Consider the following 11921-nt stretch of genomic DNA (forward strand, 5'->3'; position numbering starts at 1 on the left):
CCGGCTGCACGTGGACGGCGTGTCCGTGGACTGGTCGGCCTTCTACGCCGGCACGGGCGCCCGCCGGGTCGACTTGCCGACGTATGCCTTCCAGCGCACCCGCTACTGGATGACGGCTCCCACCGCCGGCGGTGGGAACGCGGAGACCGGGCAGGTGGGTGTCGACCACCCCGTGCTGCGGGCCGCCGTGGAACTGCCCGATGACGGCGGGGCGGTGCTCACCGGCCGGCTGTCCGCGAGCACCCACGCCTGGATCGCCGACCACGACGTCCTGGGCAGCATCCTCCTCCCGGGTACCGGCTTCGTCGAGCTCGCCGTCCGGGCGGGCGCCCACGTGGGCTGCGGTCTGCTCGAAGAGCTCACCCTCCAGGCGCCGCTGATCCTTCCCGAGCGCGGAGGCATCGCCGTCCAGGTCGCGGTCGGCCCGGCGGACGGGTCCGGGCGCCGGACCGTGTCCGTGCACTCGCGCGCCGACGACACGCCCGAGCTGCCGTGGACCCGCCACGCCGAAGGGGTCGTGGCCCCGGCAGCCGCAGATCCGGCAGAAGCGCTCACCAGCTGGCCTCCGGCGGGAGCCGAGGAGATCCCCGTCTCCGACGCCTATCCCGGGCTCGCGGCCGCCGGGTACCACTACGGGCCGGTGTTCCAGGGCCTCGCCTCCGCCTGGCGGCTGGGCGACACCCTCTACGCCGAGGTGTCCCTGCCGGAACAGGCCGCCGAGGACGCGACCCGGTTCGGGCTCCACCCCGCCCTGCTCGACGCGGCGATGCATGTCGGGCTGCTCGGCATCCCGGGACGCGAAGACGGCGGTCAGACCCTGCTGCCCTTCGCGTGGAACGGAGTGACCCTGCATTCCACGGGGGCCAAAGCCCTTCGGGTACGGATCACCCCCGTCGCCCAGCAGGACGGGCTATCCCTCACCGCGGCCGATGAACACGGCCGGCCCGTGCTGTCGGTCGGGTCCCTCCTCTCCCGGCCCGTCTCGGCCGAGCAGCTCGGCGCGGGGACCGGCGACGGGCTGCTCCAGGTGGAGTGGCAGCCCGTGCCGAAGCCGGAGACGGCCGAGGTGGCGGACGCGGTAATCCTCGACTGTGCCGATGTGCCCTCCACCGGAGACGTACTCGCCGACGTACGGGCGTACACGCAACACGTCTTGGCGGCGGTGCAGGAGTGGTTGGAGGGTGAGCGCGGGGATGGTGTGTTGGCGGTGGTGACGCGGGGTGCGGTGGCCGTGGGGGAGGGGGGTGGGGTGGATGTGAGGCAGGCGCCGGTGTGGGGTGTGGTGCGTGCGGCGCAGGCGGAGCATCCGGGTCGGTTGGTGTTGATCGATTCGGATGGGTCGGTGGAGGTGGGGGCGCTTTTGGGCCTGGGTGAGCCGGAGTTGGCGGTGCGTGGTGGTGGGGTGTTGGTGCCGCGGCTGGTCCGGCTCGCTGTCGAGGGGGAGGCTGCTTCGGTCTGGGATGGTTCGGGGCCGGTGTTGGTGACGGGTGGGACGGGTGGTCTGGGTGCGTTGGTGGCCCGGCATCTGGTGGTGCAGTACGGGGTGCGTGATCTGGTGCTGGTGGGGAGGCGTGGGCCGGATGCGCCGGGTGTGGGCGGTCTGGTGGCCGATCTGTCGGGACTGGGTGCGCGGGTTTCGGTGGTGGCGTGTGATGTGTCTGATCGTGAGGCGTTGGCGGGTGTGCTGGAGGGTGTGGGGCGCCCGTTGGGCGGTGTGGTGCACGTGGCGGGGGTGGCGGACAACGGAGTGGTGCGTGCGTTGACGCCGGAGCGGTTGGAGGGGGTGTTGCGGCCGAAGGCGGACGCGGCGTGGCATCTGCACGAGCTGACGGCGGACATGGGTGTGTCGGTGTTCGTGATGTTCTCCTCGGCCGGTGGGCTGGTCCTGGCGGCGGGGCAGGGCAATTACGCGGCGGCGAACGTGTTCCTCGATGCGCTGGCCGAGCACCGTCATGCGCAGGGGTTGCCGGCCACATCGATGGCCTTCGGCCTCTGGGACGTCAACACCGGCATGGCCGGCCACCTCGCCGCCGCCGACCTGGAGCGCATGCGCCGCGCCGGCACACCCGCCCTGTCGGAGACGGAAGCGCTGGCCCTGTTCGACTCCGCCCTGGCGTCGGGCGCCGCGCTCACCGTCCCCCTCCGCGTGGACACGGGCGCACTGCGCACCCGTGGCGCCGACGAACTGCCTGCGCTTCTCAGGGGGTTGGTGCCGCCCGTACGCAAGCGCCAGACGGTCTCCTCGTCGGATGCCGCCTCGCTGCCCCAGCGCATCGCCGGACTGGACGAGGAGGAGAGGACCGGAATCATCCTGGACGTCGTACGGGGCCACGCAGCTGCCGTACTCGGCCATCCGTCCGGGGACGCGATCGAACCGGACCGCGCCTTCGGCGAGCTGGGCTTCGACTCGCTGGGCTCGGTGGAGCTGCGGAACCTGCTGAGTACGGCCAGTGGCCTGCGCCTGCCCGCGACGCTGATCTTCGACTACCCGAACGCGGCCGACGTCGCGGGCTACCTCGCCCGGCGGCTGACAGCTGCTGCACCCGCCGCGCCGGCCGCACCCACCGGACCCGCCTCAGGGGTGGAAGCCGACCTCGCGAGGCTGGAGTCCCTCCTGCTGGCAGAGGCCCCACCGACCGGCCCGTCCCGGGCACGGCTGGCCGAGCGGCTCCGGGAGCTGGCCGGCCGGCTGGACGGGGCACCGATGCACGCACAGGGGCGTGCCGCGCCGGAGATCCCGGACCGTGGCCAGGACCTGAACGCGGTCACCGCGGACGAGCTGTTCGACATCCTCGACAACGAGCTCGGCACCCCCGCGACCCCCTGACCGCCCGACCCGGGGCGGATCCGGCACCCCGGCCGGGGTGCGTGACGGCTGAACGACGGCCGCACGCACCCCGGCCGTTTTCGTGGGGCGCAGCGGTGCCCGCTCTCCCCTTCGACGGCCGGGATCCGGCAGGGGTGGGTTAAGGGTAGGCCGCCCTTCCAGCAGCTCAGTAGCGTTCCCACCGATCAACTACACGGCCCGGTACGGCACATGGGCCGCGCCACGGACGGTCCGACCAGAGGGAGTAGGTCTCGGTGAGCAATGAGGAGCGGCTTCTCGAGTATCTGAAGCGGGCCACATCCGACCTGCGTGAAGCCCGCCGCCGACTCGCCGAGGCCGAGCGCCACGCCGGACCCGCCGGACACCACCGCGACCCGGTCGTGATCGTGGGCATGGGGTGTCGTTACCCGGGCGGGGTGGGCACGCCGGAGGAGTTGTGGCGGCTGGTCGCGGAGGGGGTGGACGCGGTCGGGGGGTTCCCGGCCGATCGGGGCTGGGATCCGCAGGTGTACGACCCGGAGCCCGGTACGCCGGGGAAGACGTATGCGCGGGAGGGCGGTTTCCTGTACGAGGCGGCCGATTTCGACCCGGTGTTCTTCGGGATCGGTCCGAACGAGGCGCTGATGATGGATCCGCAGCAGCGGTTGCTGCTGGAGGTGTCGTGGGAGGCGATCGAGCGGGCGGGCATCGACCCCGCCACGCTCAAGGGCTCGGCGACCGGGGTCTTCGCCGGCGTCATGTACCACGACTACGCCCTGGGCCGGGAGCCCGGGAGCACCACCGCGGGCAGCGTGGTCTCCGGCCGGGTCGCCTACACGCTGGGCCTCGAGGGCCCGGCCGTGAGCGTGGACACGGCGTGCTCCTCCTCCCTGGTGGCCCTGCACCTGGCGGCCCGGGCGCTGCGTGCGGGGGAGTGCGACCTCGCGCTGGCCGGCGGGGTCACCGTGATGTCCACCCCCGACATGTTCGTGTACTTCAGCACCCAGCACGGCCTGGCCCCCGACGGCCGCTCGAAGTCCTTCGCCTCCTCGGCGGACGGCGTCGCGTGCTCGGAGGGCGCGGGCGTCCTGCTGCTCGAGCGGCTCTCGGACGCCCGGCGCAACGGCCACCCCGTCCTCGGAGTCGTCCGCGGCTCGGCGCTGAACCAGGACGGCGCCTCCAACGGCCTGACCGCACCGAACGGCCCCGCCCAGCAGCGCGTGATCCGCAAGGCCCTCGCCGATGCCGGCCTGTCCGCGGCCGAGGTCGACGCCGTCGAGGCGCACGGCACCGGCACCACCCTCGGCGACCCGATCGAGGCCCAGGCCCTGCTGGAGACGTACGGGCAGGAACGCCCCGCGGGGCAGCCGCTGTACCTCGGGTCCGTCAAGTCGAACATGGGGCACAGCCAGGCGGCCGCGGGTGTGGCGGGCGTCATCAAGATGGTGATGGCCCTGCGGCACGGCGTACTGCCGCCCACGCTGCACGTCGACCGGCCGTCGGACCAGGTGGACTGGTCGGCCGGAGCGGTGGAGCTGCTCACCGAGGCGCGTCCGTGGGCGGCGACCGGCGCGGTGCGGCGCGCCGGCGTGTCCTCCTTCGGGATCAGCGGGACCAATGCCCACGTGATCATCGAGGAGGCGCCGCAGGGCGCCGAGGCGGAGGCGGAGGCGGCGCAGGACGCGGGCGGGGCGGCCGTGCGGGCCGGACTCCCCGTGACCCCCTGGCTGCTGTCGGCCACGTCGGAGCAGGCCCTGGCCGCGCAAGCGCAGCGGCTGCTGGCCCGGGTTGCGGCGGAGCCCGATGCCGATGCGGCGGACATGGGGCTCTCGCTCGCCGTCTCGCGCACCGCCTTCGCCCACCGCGCGGTGCTCGTCGGCGACCGCGCCGGGGGGCTGGCGGCGCTCGCGGCGGGTGAGGACCATCCCGGGGTGGTCACCGGCCGGATCCGGCGCGGCGGCCGGACGGCGTTCCTGTTCACCGGGCAGGGGGCGCAACGACTGGGCATGGGCCGGGAGTTGTACGAAGCGTTCCCCGCCTTCGCGGTGGCCTACGACGCGGTGTGCGCGGAGATCGACCCGCTGCTCGGGCGGTCGCTGCGCGAGGTGGTGTGGGGCGGGGACGCGCAGGCGCTGAACGCGACCGCGCTCACCCAGCCCGCCCTGTTCGCTCTCGAAGTCGCCTTGTTCCGGCTGGTGGAGACCTGGGGCGTACGGCCCGACCTCGTCGCCGGGCATTCGATCGGGGAGCTCGCCGCCGCGCACGCGGCCGGAGTGCTGTCCCTGGCGGACGCGGCCCGGCTGGTCGTCGCCCGCGGCCGGCTGATGCAGGAACTTCCCTCCGGCGGGGCGATGGTGGCCGTCCAGGCCACCGAGGACGAGGTGCTGGCGGAGCTCGCCGAGGGCGCGGGCATCGCCGCCGTGAACGGTCCGGAGTCCGTGGTCGTCTCGGGGACGGAGGCGGCCGTCCTGGCGGTCGCGGAGCACTTCACCGCGGCCGGCCGCAAGACCAGCCGCCTCGCCGTCTCGCACGCCTTCCACTCGGCCCTGATGGACCCGATGCTTGCGGAATTCCATTCCGTTGCAGGCGAGTTGACGTACGCGCCGGCGCGTGTCGCAGCCGTGTCCACGGTGACCGGCGAGCGCGCGGGCAGCGACTGGCAGGCCCCCGAGTACTGGGTCGGCCAGGTCCGCCAGGCCGTCCGCTTCGCCGACGCCGTCCGCACGCTGGAGCAGCAGGGCGCGACCCGCTTCCTGGAGATCGGCCCCGACGGCATCCTGGCGGGCCTGGCCGGCCAGAGCCTGGAGAGCGAGGAGTCCGCGCACGCGGTACTCGTGCCGGCCCTGCGCAGGAACCGTCCCGAGCCCGAGGCCCTGGTCACCGCCCTGGCCCAGCTGCACGCGGACGGCGTGCGCGTGGACTGGGAGGCGTACTACGCGGGTACCGGAGCCCGGGTCGTCGAGCTGCCCACCTACCCCTTCCAGCGCGCCCGCTACTGGGTCGACGCAGCCGGTCCCACCGCCGGCCCGGTGCCCGTGGCCCCGACCGCCCACGACGTCCCCTCGGCCGAGGAATCCCGGGAAACCGCCCGGGCGCTGCGGGCCCGGCTCGACGGGGTGGGCGCCGCCGAGGGGGCCCGGATCCTGCTGGCGCTGGTGCGCACCCACGTCGCCACCGTCCTCGGGTACCCCTCCAGCGCCGCCGTGGAAGCCGATCTCGCCTTCCGTGACATGGGGTTCGACTCGCTGGCCGCCGTGGAACTGCGCAAGCGGCTCACCGCGGCGAGCGGCTGCGACCTGCCCGCCACCCTGATCTTCGACTACCCGACGCCCCGGGCCGCCGCCGCCCACCTCGGCGAGCGGATGGCGGCCGAACCCGCGGGCGGCGACCCGGCCGCGGCCGCGCTGGCCGAACTGGACCGCCTCGAAGCCCTGCTGGCCGGGTTCCCCGAGGCGGGCGGCGGCACCGGGGCCGGCGGTGCCCGGGCCGATGCGATCACCGCGCGGCTGGAGGCCGTCGTACGCCGCTGGCGCGACGCACGGGGCGGTGGCGGGCCCCGGCCCGCGCAGGACGGCCCCGACTTCGAAACGGTCACCGACGAGGAGCTGTTCGGCGTGCTCGACAGCGAATTCGGCATCTCCTAGCGAGCGTTCAGCTCCAGATTGGTTGAGGTTCGATGAGCAACGACGAGAAGCTCCGGGACTATCTCAAGCGCGCCACCACGGAACTCCAGCGCACCCGGCGCCAGTTGCGGGACGCCGAGGAGCAGCGGTACGAGCCCGTCGCCATCGTCGCGATGGGATGCCGCTTCCCGGGCGGGATCGCGTCCCCCGAGGACCTGTGGCAGCTGGTGGACTCCGGCCGGGACGCCGTCTCGCTCTTCCCGGACGGCCGCGGCTGGGACATGGACGCCCTCTACGACCCGGAACCGGGCACGCCCGGGAAGACGTACTGCCGGGAAGGCGGTTTCCTGCACGACGCGGGCGAGTTCGACGCCGACTTCTTCAAGATCAGCCCGCGCGAGGCCCGCGACACCGACCCGCAGCAGCGACTGCTGCTGGAGGTGTCCTGGGAGGCGATCGAGCGGGCCGGCATCGACCCCACCTCGCTCAAGGGCAGCCGGACCGGAGTGTTCGCCGGTGTCGTGTACCACGACTACCCGGGCGGCGGCGGTACCGGCGGGCTGGCCAGCGTCGCCTCCGGGCGCGTGGCCTACGCGCTGGGCCTGGAGGGCCCGGCCGTCACCGTGGACACCGCCTGCTCCTCCTCCCTCGTGGCCCTCCACCTCGCCGTCCAGTCGGTGCGGACCGGCGAGTGCACGCTGGCCCTCGCGGGCGGCGTGACCGTCATGGCCAGCGCGGACTCGTTCGTCGGCTTCAGCCAGGACCGGGGCCTCGCCCCCGACGGACGCTGCAAGTCCTTCGCGGCGGCCGCCGACGGCACCACCTGGTCCGAGGGCGCGGGCATGGTCCTCGTCGAGCGGCTCTGCGATGCCCGCCGCCTCGGCCACCCGGTCCTCGCCGTCATCCGTGGCTCGGCGATGAACTCCGACGGCGCCTCCAACGGCCTCACCGCTCCCAACGGGCCCTCGCAGCAGCGGGTCATCCAGCAGGCGCTCGCCTCCGGTCGGCTGACCCCCGCCGACGTCGACGCCGTCGAGGCGCACGGCACCGGGACCACCCTCGGCGACCCCATCGAAGCGCAGGCCCTCATCGCGGCCTACGGCCGCGAGCGGCCCGCCGACCAGCCGCTGTGGCTCGGCTCGTTCAAGTCGAACATAGGTCACGCCCAGGCTGCGGCGGGGATCGGCGGAGTCATCAAGATGGTGCAGGCCATGCGGGCCGGCGTGCTGCCGCGCACCCTCCACGTGGACGAGCCGAGCCACAACGTGGACTGGAGCGCGGACAGCGTACGCCTGCTGACCGAGCCGATCCCCTGGCCGTCGCGCGGCCGCGCCAAGCGCGCCGGGGTCTCCTCGTTCGGCCTGAGCGGCACGAACGTCCACGTGATCGTGGAAGAGGCCGTGGACACCACCACCGAAGCCCACCCCACCCCCACCGCCCCCGGCCCAGCCGGGCCCGGTGCCGCCGCCCCCGGCACGGCCGGGTCCGCCACGGCCGAGCCCGGTACGGCCGGGTCCGCCACGGCCGAGCCCGGCACGGCCCGGCCCGGTGCCGCCGACCCCGGCACGGCCCGGCCCGGTGCCGCCGACCCCGGCACGGCGGGGCCCGGTGCCGCCGACCCCAGTACGGCCCGGTCCGCCACGGCCGACCCCGGTACGGCCCGGCCGGGTGCCGCCGACCCCGGTACGGCCGGGTCCGCCACGGCCGAGCCCGGTACGGCCGGGTCCGCCACGGCCGAGCCCGGTACGGCCCGGCCGGGTGCCGCCGAGCCCGGTACGGCCGGGTCCGGCACGGCCGGGGCCGGTACCGTCGAGCCCGCCGCAGGCGGCACCGCGCCGCGGTTCGTGCCCGTGTTCGTGTCCGCCCGCCGCCCCGAGGCGCTGGCCGCGCAGGCCGCGCGGCTCGCCGAGCACGTCGAGGCGCAGCCCGGGCAGGCGCTCGTCGACATCGGCTGGTCCCTGGCCACCACCCGGGCCGCCCTGGAGCACCGGGCCGTCGTGGTCGCCGACGGCCGGGCCGAAGGGCACGGCGAGCTCGTCCGCTCTCTGCGGGCGCTCGCCGCCGACCCGGACCTGCCCGCCGCGGGCACCGTCACCGGCGCCGCCCGCCCCGACGCGCTCAGTGCCGTCCTGTTCACCGGCCAGGGCGCCCAGCGCCTCGGCATGGGCCGCGAACTGCACGCCGCGCAACCGGTGTTCGCCCGCGCCTTCGACGAGGCGGTCGCCGCCCTCGACGAACACCTCGACACCCCGCTGCGCGCCACCATGTGGGGCGAGGACGCCGCGCTGCTCGACGACACCGGCCACGCCCAGCCCGCGCTGTTCGCCCTGGAAGTGGCCCTCTACCGGCTCGTCGAGTCCTGGGGCGTCCGCCCTGACTTCCTCGCCGGCCACTCCATCGGCGAACTGGCCGCCGCCCACGTCGCCGGCGTCCTCACGCTTCCCGACGCCGCCCGCCTGGTCGCCGCCCGCGGCCGGCTGATGCGCGCCCTCCCGCCGGGCGGGGCCATGGTCGCCGTCGAGGCCGCCGAGGACGAGGTCGAGCCGCTGCTCACCCCGGCCACCGGCATCGCCGCACTCAACGGACCCCGTGCCCTGGTCGTTTCGGGGGACGAGGCCGACACCCTCGCCCTCGCCGCGCACTTCGCCGCCGCCGGTCGCAGGACCAAACGGCTCGCCGTCTCGCACGCCTTCCACTCGCCGCTGATGGAGCCGATGCTCGACGCGTTCCGTGCCGTCGCCGAGGGCGTCTCGTACGGGACCGCCCGCACGCCGATCGTCTCGACGGTCACCGGCGGGCTCGCGGGCGACGACGAACTGTCCTGCGCCGACTACTGGGTCCGCCACGTCCGCGCCGCCGTCCGCTTCGGCGACGCCGTACGGCTGCTCGCAGGCAAGGGCGTCCACACCTTCCTGGAACTCGGCCCCGACGCCGCCCTGACCCCGCTCGGCCCCGACTGCCTCCCCGACAGCACCGAGGGGTCCGACCCGCCGGTGTTCACCGCCGTCCTGCGCCGCGGCCGCGGCGAGGAGCGGGAGCTGGCCGGCGCCGTCGCCCTCGCCCACACCCGTGGCGTCCCCGTCGACTGGAACGCGTACTTCACGGCCACCGGCCACCGCCCCCACCGCGTGGACCTGCCCACCTACGCCTTCCAGCGCAAGAACTACTGGGCCCGGCAGCCCGACGCGCAGTCCGACGCGCAGTCCGCCGCCGCGCCCGCCGCCGACCCCGGCGAATCGCAGTTCTGGGACGCCGTCGAACGCGAGGACACCGCGGGCCTCGCCCAGCGGCTCGGCCTCGACCCCGCCGACCTCGCCCCCGTCCTGCCCGCCCTCACCACCTGGCGCGCCGGCCGCCGCGAGGCCGCCGAGATCGACGCCCTGCGCTACCGGGTCGCCTGGGCGCCGGTCGCCGACCCGCCCGCCGCCCCGCTCGAGGGGGACTGGCTCGTCCTCCACACCGCCACCCAGCGCCCCCTCGCCGTACGGCTCGCCGACGCGCTCACCCTGCGCGGCGCGACGCCCGTACTGCGCGAGACCGGCGGCGCGCAGCGTCCCGTACTGCCCCAGGCGCTCCCGGCGGCCCCGGCGGGGGTGCTGAGCCTGCTCGCGCTGGACGACACCCCGCACCCCGAACACCCCGTGCTCTCCCAGGGCCTCGCGGACACCGTCGCCCTGCTCCAGGAACTGGCCGGGCGGCAATCCACCGCCCGCGTGTGGTGCCTCACCCGGGGGGCGGTGGCCACGGGTGACGCGGACCAGGCGCCCCGGCCCGCGCAGACCGCCGTCTGGGGCCTCGGCGCGGCCCTGGCGCTGGAGACTCCCGGCACCTGGGGCGGCCTCGTCGACCTGCCGGCCGCAGCCGCACCGGCCGACGCCGGCGCCGAAGGCCGGGCCCCCGAAGGCCGGGCCGCTGACGGCCAGGCCGCCGACGCGCAGGCCGCCGACGCCGAACGGATCGCGCTGCGCGTGTGCGACACCCTCTCCGGCGCCACCGGCGAGGACCAGGTCGCCGTCCGCCCCGAGGGTACGTACGCCCGCCGCATGGTGCGCTGCGCGCACCCCGACCCGGCCGGGCCCTGGCGCCCGCGCGGCACCGTCCTGGTCACCGGCGGCACCGGCGGACTCGGCGCGCACGTCGCCAGGATGCTCGCCGCCGACGGCGCGGAGCACGTCGTCCTCGTCGGCCGCCGCGGACCCGACGCACCCGGAGCCCGGCAACTCGCAGACGAGATACGCGAGTCGGGCGTACGGGTCACCGTCGAGGCCTGCGACGTGGCCGACCGCGAGGCCGTACGCGACCTCCTCGCCACCCTCCCCGACCTCACCGCCGTCATCCACGCGGCCGGACTCCCGCAGCGCATCGCGCCGCTGCCCGAACTGACCCTCGCCGACCTCGCCGAAGTGGCCGGCGCCAAGGTCCTCGGCGCCCGGCACCTCCACGAACTCCTCGCGGACACCCCACTGGACGCCTTCGTCCTCTTCTCCTCCGGCGCCGCCGTATGGGGCAGCGCCGGACAGTCCGCCTACGGCAGCGCCAACGCCTACCTGGACGGCCTCGCCCAGTACCGCCGCGCCCGCGGCCTCGCCGCCACCTCCGTGGCCTGGGGCTCCTGGGACGGCGGCATGGTCGACGCCGACCTGGCCGCCGTCATGCGGCGCATCGGAGCTCCCGCGATGCGACCCGACCGGGCCGTCGGCGCCCTGCGCCGCATCCTGGCCGGCGACGCACCGGACGCCGTGGTCGCCGCCTTCGACTGGGAACGCTTCGCACCGACCTACGCACTCGCCCGCCCGCGCCCGCTGCTCGCCGCCCTGCCCGAGGCGCGCGCCGCCCTCGCCACCGACCCGGCACCGGGCGGCGCCGGGGAGGGCCAGGACCTCGCGGGCAAGCTGGCCGGACTTTCCCGGGCCGACCAGCGGGCGGCCCTGCTCGACCTGGTCCGTACGCACGTGGCCGCACTGCTCGGGTACGAGGACCCGGCCGAGGTCCCCGCCGACCGCGGCTTCACCGACCTCGGCTTCGACTCCGTGGCCGCCGTCGACCTGCGGACGAGGCTGGTCGCGGCCACCGGCCGCCCCTTGCCCACCAGCATGGTCTACGACCACCCCGCTCCCGGGGCGCTCGCGGCCCACCTGTGGTCCGAGCTCTGCCAGGATGCCGACGGCGGCGAACTGCCGGTCCTCGCCCAGCTGGACCGCCTCGAAGAGACCGCGGCGGCCCTCGCCGCCGAGGACATCGAGGCCACCCGCATCACCGCCCGCCTGCAGGGCCTGCTGGCGCGGCTGACCGGGATCCTCGACGCGACGACCGGCGCGCAGGGCATCGGCGACCAGCTCGAGGCCGCCTCCGCCGCCGACGTCTTCGCCTTCATCGACAACGAATTCGGCCTCACCTGACCGGCCGCGCGGGACCCGATCCACAGCCCGGTCCGCGACGCGCGCACTGCGACCCGACTCGACCTCACGGCATGAACAAGGACTCGGTGGGAC

3 protein-coding genes are annotated in these 11921 nt (G+C 75.3%); all 3 read left to right on the top strand.

Features of this window, described 5'->3' with window-relative positions:
• The coding region (locus tag AB0D44_RS06305) for an SDR family NAD(P)-dependent oxidoreductase (protein WP_362585187.1) at positions 1-2827 on the top strand (2827 nt) is incomplete at its 5' end.
• A 254-nt stretch (positions 2828-3081) separates the two neighbouring features.
• Positions 3082-6450: a beta-ketoacyl synthase N-terminal-like domain-containing protein gene (locus AB0D44_RS06310; RefSeq protein WP_362585190.1), complete on the top strand. Its 3369-nt coding sequence runs from the start codon at positions 3082-3084 to the stop codon at positions 6448-6450.
• Between the two features lie 32 nt (positions 6451-6482).
• Positions 6483-11828 carry an SDR family NAD(P)-dependent oxidoreductase gene (locus AB0D44_RS06315; RefSeq protein ID WP_362585193.1) on the top strand — a complete coding sequence of 1782 codons (5346 nt, stop codon included), beginning with the start codon at positions 6483-6485 and terminating at the stop codon, positions 11826-11828.
• The last annotated feature ends 93 nt before the right edge of the window (positions 11829-11921 follow it).

This window comes from Streptomyces sp. NPDC048349, assembly GCF_040651925.1.
In the GTDB taxonomy this organism is placed as follows: Bacteria; Actinomycetota; Actinomycetes; order Streptomycetales; family Streptomycetaceae; genus Streptomyces.

Bases quoted from the DNA above. Each gene is read 5' to 3' on its own strand.
- AB0D44_RS06315 (WP_362585193.1), top strand. From the start codon at position 6,483: ATGAGCAACGACGAGAAGCTCCGGGACTATCTCAAGCGCGCCACCACG.